Annotated in this window: 14 protein-coding genes and 2 riboswitches; of the genes, 13 read left to right on the top strand and 1 reads right to left on the bottom strand. The window is 61.7% G+C overall.

The annotated features are described in order from the left end of the window. Window positions 1-77: 77 nt before the first annotated feature. A complete protein-coding gene (locus ACTJLF_RS26550; protein ID WP_440884236.1) occupies window positions 78-1,484 on the top strand; it encodes an RtcB family protein in 1,407 nt (468 codons plus the stop codon). Window positions 1,485-1,503: 19 nt separating this feature from the next. On the opposite strand, the gene ACTJLF_RS26545 is transcribed toward ACTJLF_RS26550, so the two are convergent. Beyond that, complete coding sequence (locus tag ACTJLF_RS26545; RefSeq protein WP_354326487.1) at window positions 1,504-2,811, bottom strand: D-amino acid dehydrogenase; 1,308 nt, start codon at window positions 2,809-2,811, stop codon at window positions 1,504-1,506. A gap of 92 nt (window positions 2,812-2,903) precedes the next feature. Then, window positions 2,904-3,011, bottom strand: a riboswitch (glycine riboswitch). Window positions 3,012-3,028: 17 nt separating this feature from the next. Next, window positions 3,029-3,132: riboswitch (glycine riboswitch) on the bottom strand. Window positions 3,133-3,258: 126 nt separating this feature from the next. Between ACTJLF_RS26545 and rfbB the strand changes: the two genes are divergently transcribed. The 12 genes from rfbB to ACTJLF_RS26485 all read left to right on the top strand — a co-directional run bounded on the left by rfbB (window position 3,259) and on the right by ACTJLF_RS26485 (window position 14,436). Next, window positions 3,259-4,329, top strand: a complete 1,071-nt coding sequence (gene rfbB / locus ACTJLF_RS26540) for a dTDP-glucose 4,6-dehydratase (RefSeq protein WP_440884235.1) — start codon at window positions 3,259-3,261, stop codon at window positions 4,327-4,329. Further along, window positions 4,326-5,216 carry a dTDP-4-dehydrorhamnose reductase gene (rfbD, locus tag ACTJLF_RS26535; RefSeq protein ID WP_106935829.1) on the top strand — a complete coding sequence of 297 codons (891 nt, stop codon included), beginning with the start codon at window positions 4,326-4,328 and terminating at the stop codon, window positions 5,214-5,216. The genes rfbB and rfbD overlap by 4 nt, the downstream gene beginning before the upstream one ends. A 25-nt stretch (window positions 5,217-5,241) precedes the next feature. Continuing rightward, window positions 5,242-6,138 carry a glucose-1-phosphate thymidylyltransferase RfbA gene (gene rfbA, locus ACTJLF_RS26530; protein WP_440884234.1) on the top strand — a complete coding sequence of 299 codons (897 nt, stop codon included), beginning with the start codon at window positions 5,242-5,244 and terminating at the stop codon, window positions 6,136-6,138. Further along, entirely contained in the window at window positions 6,135-6,683 is a 549-nt protein-coding gene (gene rfbC / locus ACTJLF_RS26525; RefSeq protein ID WP_081268335.1) for a dTDP-4-dehydrorhamnose 3,5-epimerase, read from the top strand. Before rfbA ends, rfbC begins: the two co-directional genes overlap by 4 nt. Before the next feature lie 157 nt (window positions 6,684-6,840). After that, the gene (locus ACTJLF_RS26520; protein WP_440884233.1) at window positions 6,841-9,264 is read left to right on the top strand and encodes a hypothetical protein; all 2,424 of its coding nucleotides are present in this window, start codon (window positions 6,841-6,843) and stop codon (window positions 9,262-9,264) included. Then, the gene (locus ACTJLF_RS26515) at window positions 9,261-10,259 is read left to right on the top strand and encodes a glycosyltransferase (protein ID WP_440884232.1); all 999 of its coding nucleotides are present in this window, start codon (window positions 9,261-9,263) and stop codon (window positions 10,257-10,259) included. The genes ACTJLF_RS26520 and ACTJLF_RS26515 overlap by 4 nt, the downstream gene beginning before the upstream one ends. 57 nt (window positions 10,260-10,316) lie before the next feature. Beyond that, a complete protein-coding gene (locus tag ACTJLF_RS26510; RefSeq protein ID WP_440884231.1) occupies window positions 10,317-10,661 on the top strand; it encodes a hypothetical protein in 345 nt (114 codons plus the stop codon). Window positions 10,662-10,681: 20 nt separating this feature from the next. Further along, window positions 10,682-11,755: a hypothetical protein gene (locus tag ACTJLF_RS26505; protein WP_440884230.1), complete on the top strand. Its 1,074-nt coding sequence runs from the start codon at window positions 10,682-10,684 to the stop codon at window positions 11,753-11,755. A gap of 15 nt (window positions 11,756-11,770) precedes the next feature. Beyond that, entirely contained in the window at window positions 11,771-12,058 is a 288-nt protein-coding gene (locus ACTJLF_RS26500) for a hypothetical protein (RefSeq protein ID WP_440884229.1), read from the top strand. A 2-nt stretch (window positions 12,059-12,060) separates the two neighbouring features. Next, window positions 12,061-12,762 carry an SDR family NAD(P)-dependent oxidoreductase gene (locus tag ACTJLF_RS26495; protein WP_440884263.1) on the top strand — a complete coding sequence of 234 codons (702 nt, stop codon included), beginning with the start codon at window positions 12,061-12,063 and terminating at the stop codon, window positions 12,760-12,762. Next, window positions 12,732-13,424: an MBL fold metallo-hydrolase gene (locus ACTJLF_RS26490; RefSeq protein ID WP_440884228.1), complete on the top strand. Its 693-nt coding sequence runs from the start codon at window positions 12,732-12,734 to the stop codon at window positions 13,422-13,424. The genes ACTJLF_RS26495 and ACTJLF_RS26490 overlap by 31 nt, the downstream gene beginning before the upstream one ends. After that, a complete protein-coding gene (locus ACTJLF_RS26485; RefSeq protein ID WP_440884227.1) occupies window positions 13,414-14,436 on the top strand; it encodes a 3-oxoacyl-ACP synthase III family protein in 1,023 nt (340 codons plus the stop codon). Before ACTJLF_RS26490 ends, ACTJLF_RS26485 begins: the two co-directional genes overlap by 11 nt. Window positions 14,437-14,438: the final 2 nt, after the last annotated feature.

Raw genomic sequence — 14,438 nt, 5'->3', positions numbered from 1 at the left:
GCCGATCTTTTTCGCCTCTCCACGCAAAGTGCGACGAGGCAGGAAACCGACATGGTTTCCCGAATGGAACAGCAGCCATGAGCGATCCTCGCTTCTCCAGACTCCAGCGTGCCTTCTCGCGCGCCGGCATCGCCATCGACTACCGTGATGGCGTGTATCACCTGCACCATGAGGCCTCGCAGGCCACGGTGCTCCTGCCGCCCAGTCTTCCACTGGAAGAAAAGGCGGTGAACCAGTTGCTGGCATTCGCCAGCGTGCGCTCGCCCGACGGCGAGAAGGGCGTGTGCAAGGCCTGCGCGACGCCCGATTTCCACCCGGGCTCCGTCGCGCCCGTCGGCAGCGTCGTCGCGACCGACCCCGACTTCGTCATTCCCGCGGCAGTGGGGACCGACATCAACTGCGGCATGCGCCTGCTGACCACCGGGCTCACGCTCGACCAGGTGGCTCCGCACAGGACGCGGCTGGTCGAGAGGCTCACGCGCAGCCTGCTCGACAACGGCCGCGACGTGCCGGTGCATACGACGGCGTTCAGGGCGCTGTTCGACGTGGGCCCCTCGGCTTTCCTGGAGGCGGTGCGCAGCGGCGGGCTGTGGTCGTCGTGCGACCGCGACCGGATGCAGGCCGAGCTCGATGTCTGCATCGGCCTCGCGAGCTTCGGCGGCAGTGCCCGGCATGCACCCGAGGCCTACATCGGCGGCCGCCACGAGGTGTTCCGTGACCCCTGCCTCGGCACACCGGGAAGCGGCAACCATTTCGTGGAGCTGCAGGTGGTCGACCATGTCCTGGACCGCCATGAGGCCTACCGTGCGGGCCTGAAGACGGGAGATGTGGTCGTGATGATCCACAGCGGCTCGCGCGACATCGGATTTCACGTGGGAGGGCGATGGATGGATCGCGCCCGCGCCGAGTGGCCTGGCGGCCTGCGCCATCCGAAGAGCGGTCTCTACGGTCTGGCGGGGCCGCTGGCCGACGAATACCTGGAGGCCATGGGCGTGGCGGCACGCTATGCATGGGCCAACCGTGTCGTGTTGGCCGAACTGGTGCGGAAGGATTTCGCTGAACTGCTCGGTGCCTCGTCGTCGAAGCTGGTGGTGGACGTGCCGCACAACGTCGTGCTGCGGGAACGCGGCATGAACATCCACCGCAAGGGAGCGACGCCGGCGAATGCAGGCGACCTGGCGCTTATTCCGGGCTCGATGGGCGACTACTCGTATCTGGCTTCCGGGCTCGGGCATGAGGACTGGCTCTGGTCGTGCAGCCATGGCGCCGGCCGGCGGATGCGTCGGCAGCAGGTGCGCGCGATGCGGCCCGCGACTGCCGACCAACAGGCCAGCTGGCAATGCGTGACCTTGCGCGAGGAGCGCCGGATCGAAGAGGCGCCGCAGGCCTACAAGCCTATCGGCGAGGTGATCGACGCGCAGGAACGCGCCGGGCTGATCCGCTGCGCGGTGCGGCTCAGGCCCTGGATCACCTTCAAGGCGTGATCCATGGCCTGCCGGCTCGTCAGCCCAGAGCGGGCTGAGGAACGCGGGGACTGGGCGCCGGCATCCCCGTGAACGCGAAATCCACCTCCGGCGCCAGCCCGCTCACGATCCGCGCGATCGACTTGCCCGAGCCGCAAGCGTGCGTCCACCCCAGGGTGCCGTGGCCGGTATTGAGGAACAGGTTCGGCAGCTTCGTCTTGCCGATCAGCGGGACGTTGCTCGGCGTGGCCGGGCGCAGGCCGGTCCAGAACTGGGCCTGGGTGGTGTCGCCGGCGCCGGGGAAGAGCTCCTCGACGCGGCGCACGATGGCTTCGCAGCGCACGCGGTTCAGGTCGCGGTCGTAGCCGTTGAGCTCGGCCGTGCCTGCGATGCGCAGGCGGTCGCCCGATGCGGAGGTGTAGCGCGAGAACACGAGCTTGAATTCGTCATCGGTCAGCGAGACCTGGTGGGCCTTGGAGGCGTCCTTGACGGGCAGGGTCACCGAATAGCCCTTGGCCGGGTAGATCGGCAGCCGGATGCCCAGCGGCGCTGCGTACAGCGGGCTCAGCGAGCCCATCGCCAGGACGAAGGCGTCGCCACGGATTCGCTGGAAACGGCCTTCGCTGTCGGTGGCCTCGACGTGGTCGATGCTGCCGCCGGCCTCGCGCAACGCGGTCACGGTGTGGCTCATCAGGAACCTCACGCCCGCGGCGGCGGCCAGCGCGACGAGTTCGCGCGCGAAGCGGTTGGCGTCGCCGGACTCGTCCTCGGCCGTATAGGTAGCGCCGGCCAGCTTGGGGCGGATGTGGGCGAGGGCGGGCTCGATCTTCACGGCCTCGTCGGCCGAGATGACCCGGCGCTCGCAGCCCAGGGCACGCATCTGCTCGGCGGGCTCGAGGGCGCCGTCGAACTCCTTCTGCGTCGTGTAGAAGTGGAGGATGCCTTGGGTGCGCTGGTCGTAGCTGAGGCCGGTGTCGCGGCGCAACTGTTGCAACATCGAGCGGCTGTATGTGCCGAGACGAACGATCTGCTCGATGTTGTGGCGGGTGCGCGCCGGCGTGCATTCGCGCAGGAACTGCAGGCCCCAGAGCCACTGGCGCATGTCGGCACGCATGCGGAAGAGCAGCGGGGCGTCTTCCTTGCCCAGCCACTGCAGCACCTTCAGCGGCGCGCTGGGGTTGGCCCAGGGTTCGGCGTGGCTGACGGATATCTGCCCGCCGTTGGCGAAGCTGGTTTCGGCGGCCGGTGTGGCCTGCCGATCAATCACGGTCACTTCGTGGCCGAGTTGCTGGAGGTAGTAAGCCGAAGTCACGCCGAGCAGGCCGGCGCCGAGGACGATCACGCGCATTTCAAATACCTTTGAGGTTGCAGCGCTTGAACGGCGATCGGGTGAGTACTATTTGTTTAATAGTAAGCAACTGGACGACCGCTGTCCAAGTTGCCGCTCCCCCTGTCCTCGGTACCTGAGAGATTCATTCGTTGCGCCATTGCAACGAATTTGCTCCTTCGGTGCGCCACGTGAAGTGGCGTCTCTCCAGACGGCGTTTCAGTTGATGCAGTACTGACCCCTTGCCGAAATCCAAGACTTCGTCGGGCCGACCTGAGCGTTTATGGGAGTTTGCGCCTTCGGTAGGGCCACCGGGGTGGCCCGCTCTCCTGCGGTATCGCGAACGATTGTAAACACGCCGAGGACAGAATGGTAACGTCTTGTGTTTCCGCCAATTGGCCCAATGGGATAATCGAACGTTAAGGTTCATTGCGACACGGCGATGACCTTCAACATTCAGGGGACCCCATGATCTTGGTTACCGGCGGCGCTGGCTTCATTGGCGCCAATTTCGTACTCGACTGGATCGCGACCAGCGACGAGCCTGTCGTGAACCTCGACAAGCTGACCTACGCCGGCAACCTCGAGACGCTCGCATCGCTCAAGAACAACCCGCACCACATCTTCGTGCAGGGCGACATCGGCGACAGCGCTCTGGTCGACCGCCTGCTGGCCGAGCACAAGCCGCGCGCCGTGGTCAACTTTGCCGCCGAGTCGCATGTCGACCGGTCGATCCACGGCCCCGAAGACTTCGTGCAGACCAACGTGCTCGGGACCTTCCGCCTGCTCGAATCGGTGCGCGGCCACTGGAGCGCGCTGCCGGCCGACCAAAAGGCTGCTTTCCGCTTCCTGCATGTGTCGACAGACGAGGTCTACGGCTCGCTTTCGAAGACCGACCCGGCCTTCACCGAAGAGAACAAGTACGAGCCCAACAGCCCGTATTCGGCCAGCAAGGCCGCCAGCGACCACCTCGTGCGCGCCTGGCACCACACCTACGGCCTGCCGGTGCTCACCACCAACTGCTCCAACAACTACGGCCCGTTCCACTTCCCCGAGAAGCTCATCCCGCTGATGATCGTCAACGCGCTGGCCGGCAAGCCGCTGCCCGTGTACGGCGACGGCATGCAGGTGCGCGACTGGCTGTACGTGAAGGACCACTGCAGCGCCATCCGCCGCGTGCTCGAGGCCGGCAAACTGGGCGAGACCTACAACGTGGGCGGCTGGAACGAGAAGCCGAACATCGAGATCGTCAATACCGTGTGCGCGCTGCTGGACGAGCTGCGCCCCAAGGCCGACGGCAAGCCCTACAAGGAACAGATCACCTACGTCACCGACCGCCCCGGCCATGACCGCCGCTACGCCATCGATGCACGCAAGCTCGAAGCCGAACTCGGCTGGAAGCCCGCCGAGACCTTCGACACCGGCATCCGCAAGACCGTCGAGTGGTACCTCGCGAACACCGAGTGGGTGCGCAACGTGCAAAGCGGCGCCTACCGCGAGTGGGTCGAGAAGCAATACGACGCAAAGGCCGCGGCATGAAGCTGCTGCTGCTGGGCAAGGGCGGACAGGTCGGCTGGGAACTGCAACGCAGCCTTGCGCCGCTGGGCGAACTGGTGGCGCTCGACTTCGACAGCACCGATTTCCACGCCGACTTCAGCAGGCCGGAGCAATTGGCCGAGACGGTGCTGAAGGTCCGCCCCGACGTGATCGTGAATGCTGCAGCACACACGGCCGTCGACAAGGCCGAGAGCGAACCCGAATTCGCGCGCAAGCTCAACGCCACGTCGCCCGGCGTGGTGGCCGAAGCCGCCCAGCAGATCGGCGCGCTGATGGTGCACTACTCGACCGACTACGTCTTCGACGGCAGCGGCAGCAAACCCTGGAAGGAAGACGACGCGACCGGCCCGCTCAGCGTGTACGGGCAGACCAAGCTCGAAGGCGAGCAACTGGTGGCGCAGCACTGCCCGCGCCACCTGATCTTCCGCACAAGCTGGGTGTACGCGGCGCGTGGCGGCAACTTCGCCAAGACCATGCTGCGCCTGGCCAAGGAGCGTGACAAGCTGACCGTCATCGACGACCAGTTCGGTGCGCCCACAGGTGCCGAGTTGCTGGCCGACGTGACGGCCCATGCCATCCGCGCCACGCTGCAGGATCCGGCCAAGGCTGGGCTCTATCACGCGATTGCGGGCGGTGAAACGACATGGCACGGCTATGCGCGCTTCGTGCTCGAAATGGCGCAGCAGGCCGGCGTCGAACTCAAGGCCGGCCCGCAGGCTGTCGAGGCCGTGCCGACCAGCGCCTTCCCGACCCCGGCGAAGCGCCCGCACAACTCGCGTCTCGATACCACCAAGCTGCAGACCACTTTTGGCCTGCGCCTGCCGCCTTGGCAGGAAGGCGTTGCGCGCATGCTGCGCGAGACGCTTTGAAGAACACCCACGAAAAAACAGAAGCATGACCAAGACGACGCAACGCAAAGGCATCATCCTGGCCGGTGGCTCGGGCACTCGCCTGCACCCCGCAACCCTGGCGCTCAGCAAGCAACTGCTGCCGGTGTACGACAAGCCGATGATCTACTACCCGCTGAGCACGCTGATGCTGGGTGGCATGCGCGACATCCTGATCATCAGCACCCCGCAAGACACGCCGCGGTTCCAGCAACTGCTGGGCGATGGCAGCCAGTGGGGCATCAATCTGCAGTATGAGGTGCAGCCCAGCCCGGACGGGCTTGCGCAGGCTTTCATCATCGGCGACAAGTTCGTTGGCAACTCGCCCAGCGCGCTCGTGTTGGGCGACAACATCTTCTATGGCCACGATTTCGTGAACCTGCTGGCGGATGCCGACAAGAAGCCGTCGGGAGCCACCGTGTTCGCGTATCACGTGCAGGACCCGGAGCGCTATGGCGTGGTCGCGTTCGACGCGAAGGGCAAGGCCAGCAGCATCGAGGAAAAGCCGCTCAAGCCGAAGAGCAGCTACGCGGTCACGGGGCTGTACTTCTATGACAACCAGGTTGTGGATATTGCCAAGGCCGTGAAGCCGAGCGCGCGTGGCGAGTTGGAGATCACCGCTGTTAACCAAGCGTACCTTGAGTTGAACCAGTTGAACGTGCAGATCATGCAGCGCGGCTATGCATGGTTGGATACGGGCACGCACGACAGCCTGCTGGAAGCGGGCCAGTTCATTGCGACGCTGGAGCATCGGCAGGGGTTGAAGATTGCTTGCCCCGAGGAAATCTCGTGGCGCAATGGCTTTATCTCCAGCGAACAATTGGAGAAGCTCGCGGCTCCGCTGGAGAAGAGCGGGTACGGGAAGTATCTGCGGCACCTGTTGAACGATGAGGTGCGGTCATGAAAGCCACGCCAACGGCCATCCCCGATGTGATGGTGATCGAACCTAAAGTGTTCGGTGACACGCGGGGCTTCTTCTTCGAAAGCTTCAATCAGAAAGCCTTCGATGAAGCTGTCGGCCAGCATGTCGATTTCGTTCAGGACAATCACTCGCGTTCAGCCAAGGGAGTGCTGCGTGGCTTGCACTACCAGATCCAGCAGCCACAGGGCAAGCTGGTGCGTGTGGTGCGCGGCGCGGTGCTCGATGTGGCAGTGGACATCCGGCGCAAGTCGCCGACCTTTGGTAAATGGGTGTCACAGGAACTGAGCGAAGAAAACCACAAGCAACTTTGGGTGCCCGCGGGATTCGCGCACGGGTTCCTGGTGCTGAGCGAAACCGCTGACTTCCTTTACAAGACAACTGACTACTACGCCCCTGCCAACGAACGCTGTATTGCCTGGAACGACCCGGCGATTGCCATCGCTTGGCCCGACCTGCAGACTGATTTCATCTTGTCCGCCAAAGACCAAGCCGGCAAACGTCTGGCCGACGCCGAAGTATTTGAATGACGCCGTGCGCGGTTCGCCGGCACGGTTATTTTTCGAGCGCTCGCCCCGTTTTCCTGTTCGCGCGGCTGCGTCTTGCGGCCTGCATTCGTTCGGCCAGCTCATCACGGCGGCGACAATGAAGAACCCCACCCCCTCGCATTTTTTCTAAGCGTTGCCAATGAATATCAGATCCACCGCCGTGTTTGCCCTGCTCCTGGCGGGAGTAGTGGCAACGGCGACAGGCTTGCAACATTTGAGTTGGCATTCGATCGCTGCTGTACGCTGGGACGCGCTAGAGCCGTACGCTGTGGTGTTGGCAGGCGGCATGTTGTTTGCCGAAATAGGTTCGCGCTGGCTCGGCATCCACCGGATTGCGGCAGGCGCGGTCGTGGCGACTGCCATTGGACTGGCCACGGGCTCGGCTGGCGCATTGTTTGTCGTGATATGGATCGTGCTCGCCAGCTATGTGGTGGGTTCAACCGTGCTAACGCTATGGAGCAAGCGCAGCGAAGTACCCTCGATCCTTATCTCTGTACTGGTAGGCGCCGTCGTCTATGGGTCGTTGATTGGCCTCGCTGCGCACCAGCCCGTCAATTATCCGGGTGTGTATGCGATCGCGCTGGCGTTGCCGGTCGTCTTTGGCTGGCGGCAGATTCGCAAGTTGCTTCTGTCGGCCCTTACTTTTGCTCAGCGCAAGTCAACATCAAGCCTCGATCTGTTGATCGTTGGAGTTGCGCTGCTTCACTTCGTCGTTGGACTGATGCCCGAAACCGGGCACGACGCTCTGGCATCGCACCTATTCATTCCGGCGCACCTTGCAGCGCGCCACGCTTGGAGCTTTGACGTCAGCCTTTATGTGTGGGCTGTGATGCCGATGATGGGTGACTGGCTGTTTTCGCTGGGATACATGCTGGCGGGCGAAACGGGCGCTCGCCTCGTGAATGTAGGTTTTGTGCTGGCCACGTGTTGCTTGGTGCGCGAGCTCGTTTGTTGGGCGGGTGGGAGCCGGACGGGTTCGAAATGGGGCGCGCTGCTATTGCTCACCACGCCGCTGACGCTGCTCGAAAGCAGCAGCCTGTATATCGAATCGATCTGGGCTGCTTTCGCGGTCGCAGGCGCGCTGTCGCTTTTCAGGGCGCTGCAGCGCGACGGACTGCAGTCTGTAGACATTCGCGCCGCAGCAATCCTGCTCGGCGGCGCTTTGGCTGCAAAAGCGATCACATTGTCAATCCTCCCTGGGTTGTTCATCATTTTTCTGGTGCGTTTCCGCGTGTGGGCCACGAAGCTCGCGGCGGGGCGCTTTGCGCGTGCGTTGGGGCTTTTTGTGCTCGTGGGCTGCGTTCCCTACCTCAACGCGTGGGTGTTGACCAAAAATCCGCTGTTTCCTTATTTCAACGAGATTTTCCGCTCGGAGCTTTGGCCGTTCGTCAACTTCCAGGATTCGCGTTGGAGCAAAGGCTTCAAGTGGGACACCCTATACAAAGCAACCTTCCACTCGGACGCCTTCCTCGAAAGCTGGCCGGGTGCCAGCGGCTTCCAATGGCTCGTCTTGCTGCTGCCTGCAGTCGTGCTAATTGCGCGCAAGGGAAAGTCGCGCGCTCTGGCGATTCTTTTTACTGGCGCCGTCTCGGCGGTGGTGACTTTTCAGTCGATCGCCTATCTGCGCTACATCTTTCCGGCAGTTGTGCTGATGGTCGCGTTGATCGCTACCGCGTTTTCTCAGCAGCAAAACACCTCTTCAATGGGGAACAGAGTACTTTGGGCTGCCGGTACGGTTGTCATTCTGCTGAATCTCGTATTTTTAAAATCGGCTACGCACTACGGTGACATAGTTGCGCAGCCGCTATTCAGTTCGGCCGGGAGGGAGGCGTTTATTCGCGAGCGTCTGCCCATTCGGAGCGCGGTAGACGTTGTGAACAAGCTCAACCTCGACGATGCTCCAGTCGCCATGTTTTCTTCACCATTGGGAGCAGGCCTTCATTCGAACGCCCTATATCCCAGCTGGTACAACATGAAATTCGAGCGTGCTGTGACCGAGGCCGACACGGTTGGCGCTATGGCCAAGGCAATAGTACAGGCGGGCGGTGACTATCTAATTCTCGATGCAGGATGGGGCACGCCGGTGCAGCGAAGGCTGATTGAGGACGCTAGCGATCTGGTGACTGCATTTGTTCCCATTGCAGTGCGTCGTGTAAAGGAGCAATACCGATTTTCGCAGGAGCTGCTGCGCAACCCCGATTTTGCGACCGGAGATGGTTGGTCACTGCCCGCCGATATTTCGGATGTGCGCCCGGGCTCGATCTCGGTCAATGTAACGAACGTCGCGACACAGCAGATCCCAGTCATTGCTGGACGCCGATATAAGAACAGCGTGAAAAGCGAGTGCGGCACACAACCGACGCAGGGACGCATGCAGGTGAACTGGATGGATGCCGCCGGGCGCTTCATCGGGGTGAGCATTCAAGTCTTCGAATGCACCGCCGACACCAAGTCTTATTCCATGGAAGTCAGGGCTCCCCGGCACGCTGCCGTTGCCGTTGTCTACGCGTCGGGCCAGACCGATGTTCCCGTCACTTTCAGCGAAGTATCTTTCAAACAATGACTTCCTTCAGCTACGAAACGCAGACGTCGAGCGCCCGGATCGCGGTCGTGATTCCGTCCTATAAGGTCACCCGGCACATAGCGCCACTGATTGCCTCGATACCATCGTATGTCTGGAAAATCTACGTGGTCGACGATGCCTGTCCAGATCAGTCGGGCAACTTCGTCAAGGCGAACTGCACCGACCCGAGAATTACGATCGTTTTCCATGAGGTAAACCAGGGTGTCGGCGGCGCAGTGATGACAGGTTATCGCGCGGCAATTAAGGATGGGGCCCAAGTCATCGTGAAGATCGACGGTGACGGACAGATGAACCCGGCGCTCATTCCCAATTTTGTTGACCCTATCCTTTCAGGCGAGGCTGACTACACCAAGGGGAACCGTTTCTTCGACTTGGAAAAAGTCCGTGCCATGCCCAAGATTCGTCTGTTCGGGAACGCGGTTCTTTCGTTGATGACCAAGCTGTCGTCTGGCTACTGGGACCTCTTCGACCCGACGAACGGCTACACAGCCATTCATGCGCGTGTCGCGGAACACCTGCCTATGGAGAAATTGAGTCGGCGCTATTTCTTTGAAACTGATGTGCTTTTCCGACTCAACACATTGCGCGCAGTGGTCATGGATGTGCCAATGGAGGCGCAATACGGCGATGAGGTCAGTAACCTGAAAATCTCGAAAATCGTTACTGAATTTCTTTTCAAGCACGCGAGAAACTTCATGAAGCGAATTGGCTATAACTACTACCTGCGGGACATGTCGCTTGGCTCGCTGGAATTGCCCGCTGGACTTCTATTGTTTTGTGGCGGTGGTGTTTTTGGTATCTATCACTGGATCAATTCCATGCGGGTTGGCGTTGAAACCTCCTCAGGTACGGTTATGCTTGCAGCGCTCCCCATTCTGATGGGAATTCAATTGATTCTTTCGTTCTTCGGTCAGGACATTGCGGCAGTTCCGCGTACCCCTTTGCACAAGAAGATTTCACGACGTGCCCTGTAATCTAGTTGCCGGAAAATATTTACTCCAACACGGACAAATCGAATAATGTTTAATGTCATGCTGACATTGCTGTTTGCAATGATCATGGGTGCAGGGCAGTTGGTGCTTTCCCAGGCTTCGAAGGAAGTTTTTGCGCTCGGTGGTTTGTCGATCAACGCGTTACTCACTAGCAAGTGGTTGTGGTTCGGCATTTTTATCTATGGCTGTGCCATGATTTTCTGGGTTTATATTTTGTCGCGTTTCGACGTGAAATATGCTTACCCCATTTCGTCGACCGCGATTTTCTTTACCGCAATTTTCCAGGCCATCATTCAGCGCAATATGCCTAGCGGAAGCTATTGGATCGGTCTGGCGTTTGTGGTGGTGGGTCTGGTCGTTCTTTCGATCGACAAGAAAATCTGAGCACAGGCGTCACAAATCTGATGAACAAGATTCGATTGGAGGCGCTTCAGGCGGACAGACTCGACGAGCAGATCGCAGTCGGTGCCGCGGTGTATTCCACTCCTGAAGTCATCGACCGAGAACACCTTCGCTGGAAGCACTTGGGCAACCCGGGCGGCGTGTCCACGAGCATCAGCGCCCGAAATCCGCAGGGTGAACTGGTGGGCCGCTCTTTCTTGCAGCCGCGGCGCGTGTCGCTGGGCGCGGCAGAGTCTTGCGCAGGGGCCACCGTCACCGACCTCGTGGTGAAGCCCGAAGAGCGCAATGCCGCGACCATGATCTCCATGACCCGTGCGGTGCGTGCGCCTGAAGGCATTGACGTCGTATTTCACACCTCGAACGAGGTGAGCGACGTCTTCTATCGCAAGCTGTTCAAGTTCCCGGTTGCGTTTTCCTTGCAGGCGACGGGCTTGCCGATCGGCGTTGCCGGCGCGATCGGGCGCTTCGTGTCGAACCGCGTGCTCATCGCGTTCGGCAATTTCCTGGCGTCACCCTGGCGGCTGCTGATCCGCGCGGCCACGGGCGCGTGCGCATGGGGCACCCTGCTGATGTTCGGTCCGGTGCCGCAAGAAGCCGAAAGGGCCGAGGTATTCCGGCGCTTTCGGGACTATGCAGGCCCGCACCTCGCGCGCGACGATGCGTTCGTCGACTGGCGATTTTCTCAAGGCACCTTGTTCCGCGGCGACGTGAAGTGGCTCTGGAAAAAGCAGGAATGCTTGGGCTACCTGGCGTTCAAGCAGGTTGAACTGGCAGGGCTGAAGATCATGGTCATCATGGATTCCGTGTTGTCGCGGCCGCTGTCGGGCGGAGAATCTGTGCACCTGAAGCTGATGGCGGCGCGTGTGGCGGCCGACGCCGGTTGCGACGCGGTGTTCACCATTGCGAACCTGCACAACCCGGCCTTGAAGTGGATGGGCGGTTTTCCGTTCATTGGCATCCCCGACCGCCACCTACCGCATCCGACGCCGATATTCGTTCATGCCGTCGAGGGCAGGCGCGGCGCCATGGCGCGAGCGGACCTGTTCTTTTCGCTGGCAGACCTGGACTATTTTTAAACTGGAAGGAACATCATGAGTGACTTGGCAAAACAGATCGTCGATGAGGCGATCCTCGAAGTGAACGCAGATCAGGACGCCGACGCGCAGATCGCGAACGATCCGAGCACCGCGCTGCTCAGTGAAGGCAGCAACGTCGACTCGCTCGCGCTGGTGCGCCTGCTGCTGGCTGTCGAGCGGATCATCGAAGAGAAGACCGGCAAGGCCATCACGGTGGTGGACGACACCGCCTTCGAGACCGAGCAGAGCCCCTTCGCCACCGTCGGCACGCTGCTGCAGCACGTGACCCACCTGCTGGCTTGAACATGCAGGACGGCCGCATTCTGATCACCGGTGCCAGCAGGGGCCTGGGCCGAGGGCTGGTCGAGCGGCTTCTCGCGGCCGGCGCCATCGTGTCGGGTTGCTCGCGGCAGTCGTCCGACATCGAGCACCCGAACTACACGCACTTCGTCGTCGACATCAGCGACGAGCAGAGCGTCGTCGCCATGTTCAAGGACATCGCGGCGCTCAAGGTGCCGTTGACGCTGCTGGTCAACAACGCGGGAGTTTCCCAGGCCAGCCTGGGTATCCTGACGCGGGCGGCCAATGCCGAGGCCATCATCCGCACGAACCTGGTTGGAACCTTTTTCGTTTCCCGGGAAGCTCTCAAACTGATGCAGCGCCAGAAGTACGGCCGCATCGTGAACTTCTCGTCCATCAACGTTCCGTTGGGCAGTGCCGGCAGCTCCCTCTACAACGCCAGCAAGGCGGGGGTGGAGGCTTTCTCGAACGTGCTCGCCAGGGAATGCGGCAACGCCGACATCACGATCAATACGCTGGGCCTGTCGCTCGTGAGCAACTCGGGCATGCTTGAGGCGCTCGGCGAAAAGGCCGTGTCTGCCAAGCAGTCCAACATGCTGAAGCCGAAGGTGCTCGAGGTGGACGAGATTCTTCATGCGGTGAATTTCTTTGCTTCACCCCTGGCGCGCAACATGACGTGCCAGACGCTCTATTTCGGGGGGCTGTGATGACTACCAGCACGAGCCACACCCAGAGCAGCACCGACGGCGACAGCGTCTTCACCTTCACCAACGGCAAATGGCGGCAGAACTGCTATGTGGTCGGCAATGCGCAGCGCAAGGCGCTGATCGTCGACCCGGGCAGCGACGCTGAGGGCTTACTCGCGCTCATCGACACGCTCGGCGTGACACCGGTTGCCATCGTCAACACGCACGCGCACTACGATCACATTGGCGCGGTGGCCGCCGTGCAGGAAAAATTCGGCATTCCGTTCTACCTGCACGGTGACGACGCCAAGCTGATGAAGCAGGCCAACATATACAAGATCCTGTTCGAGAGCAAGACCAGCATCAAGGTGCCGGAGTTCGACCGCAATCTGGCCGAACTGGAGGGCGACGAACTGGCGCTCGATGGGTTCGTCGTGCGCGTCATTCGCACGCCGGGCCACACGCCCGGAAGCACCTGCCTGATCGTCGGCAACAACCTTTTCAGCGGCGACACACTGCTGCCCGGAGCCCCCGGCAGGACCGACCTGCCCGGCGGCGACAAGAAAAAGCTGGCGCAAACGCTTGAAGACCTGCGCCAGCTGGACGCGGGCTATGTAGTGCATCCGGGCCACGGCAAGCCGTTCGCCCTGGGCGAGTTCTGGAGCAAATTCGATGACAGATAACGCCAGCGTCGGCATCGAGGGCATCGGCTACAGCCTTGGCGCCCTGGCCGTGACCAACGACCAACTGCAGGCCGAGAACCCGCACTGGGACATGTCCAAGACCATCGAGCGAACCGGTGTGTCCTCCAGGCCGATCGCAGCCGAAGGAGAAACTGCGCTCGATCTCGCGATGCAGGCGAGCGCCGACGTGTTCCGGCGTCTCGACATTGGCGCGGCCGACATCGACGCGCTGATTTTCTGCACGCAGACGCCTGACCATGTGCTCCCTCCGAATTCGGTACTGCTGCACGGCCGGCTCGGCATGCAGCCGTCGGTCATGGCCTTCGACATCACGCACGCTTGCTCTGGGTTTGTCTATGCGCTGGGCATCGCGCGCAGCCTCGTGATGAGCCGCACCGCAAGCCGGGTCCTGGTCGTCACAGCGGATACCTATTCGCGCCTGGTACATCCGCTGGACAGGTCGATCCGGCCGTTGTTTGGTGATGGTGCTGCGGCCACGGTCGTTTCCGCACAGCAGCCGAAACTGCGTGTGATCGACGCGAGCTTCGGCACGTCCGGCAAGAACGCCGATCGCTTCATCGTAAAGAACGGCGGGGCCCGCCATGTGTCGACCTCCGGAGGCCCGCCTGCCGAACTCGATCGCAGTGGCCGCATCTACAGCGACGATCACATCCGCATGGACGGCATCGGGCTGTTGAGCTTCTTCAACAACGCCGTGCCGGCGGCCGTGCGCGAGATGCTCGGCAAGCATGCGCTTGCCGTCTCCGACATTTCGCTGTTCGTGTTCCACCAGGCCAGCCGCCTGGCTCTCGACGGCATTTCGCGTGCGTTGCAGATACCCGGGCAGAAGATGATCGTCGACATGGAGGACACCGGCAATCTCGTCTCGGCCTCCATTCCCGTGGTGCTGGCCAAGCTCATCGACCGGGGCGTCGTCGCCGAAGGCCAGACCATCGTCCTTTGCGGCTTCGGCGTGGGCTTGTCCTGGGCCACCGTTCTCATCCAAGTTTGAAG

It is taken from the genome of Variovorax sp. 22077, assembly GCF_052044195.1.
In the GTDB taxonomy this organism is placed as follows: Bacteria; Pseudomonadota; Gammaproteobacteria; order Burkholderiales; family Burkholderiaceae_C; genus Variovorax; species Variovorax atrisoli.
Note: the sequence above shows the minus strand (reverse complement) of the source record. Positions and strands in the feature narration are given on the sequence as shown.

Excerpts from the sequence above, each read along its gene's own strand:
- ACTJLF_RS26550 (WP_440884236.1), top strand. The coding sequence starts at position 78 with ATGAGCGATCCTCGCTTCTCCAGACTCCAGCGTGCCTTCTCGCGCGCC.
- ACTJLF_RS26545 (WP_354326487.1), bottom strand. The coding sequence starts at position 2,811 with ATGCGCGTGATCGTCCTCGGCGCCGGCCTGCTCGGCGTGACTTCGGCT.
- rfbB (WP_440884235.1), top strand. The coding sequence starts at position 3,259 with ATGATCTTGGTTACCGGCGGCGCTGGCTTCATTGGCGCCAATTTCGTA.
- rfbD (WP_106935829.1), top strand. The coding sequence starts at position 4,326 with ATGAAGCTGCTGCTGCTGGGCAAGGGCGGACAGGTCGGCTGGGAACTG.
- rfbA (WP_440884234.1), top strand. The coding sequence starts at position 5,242 with ATGACCAAGACGACGCAACGCAAAGGCATCATCCTGGCCGGTGGCTCG.
- rfbC (WP_081268335.1), top strand. The coding sequence starts at position 6,135 with ATGAAAGCCACGCCAACGGCCATCCCCGATGTGATGGTGATCGAACCT.
- ACTJLF_RS26520 (WP_440884233.1), top strand. The coding sequence starts at position 6,841 with ATGAATATCAGATCCACCGCCGTGTTTGCCCTGCTCCTGGCGGGAGTA.
- ACTJLF_RS26515 (WP_440884232.1), top strand. The coding sequence starts at position 9,261 with ATGACTTCCTTCAGCTACGAAACGCAGACGTCGAGCGCCCGGATCGCG.
- ACTJLF_RS26510 (WP_440884231.1), top strand. The coding sequence starts at position 10,317 with ATGCTGACATTGCTGTTTGCAATGATCATGGGTGCAGGGCAGTTGGTG.
- ACTJLF_RS26505 (WP_440884230.1), top strand. The coding sequence starts at position 10,682 with ATGAACAAGATTCGATTGGAGGCGCTTCAGGCGGACAGACTCGACGAG.
- ACTJLF_RS26500 (WP_440884229.1), top strand. The coding sequence starts at position 11,771 with ATGAGTGACTTGGCAAAACAGATCGTCGATGAGGCGATCCTCGAAGTG.
- ACTJLF_RS26495 (WP_440884263.1), top strand. The coding sequence starts at position 12,061 with ATGCAGGACGGCCGCATTCTGATCACCGGTGCCAGCAGGGGCCTGGGC.
- ACTJLF_RS26485 (WP_440884227.1), top strand. The coding sequence starts at position 13,414 with ATGACAGATAACGCCAGCGTCGGCATCGAGGGCATCGGCTACAGCCTT.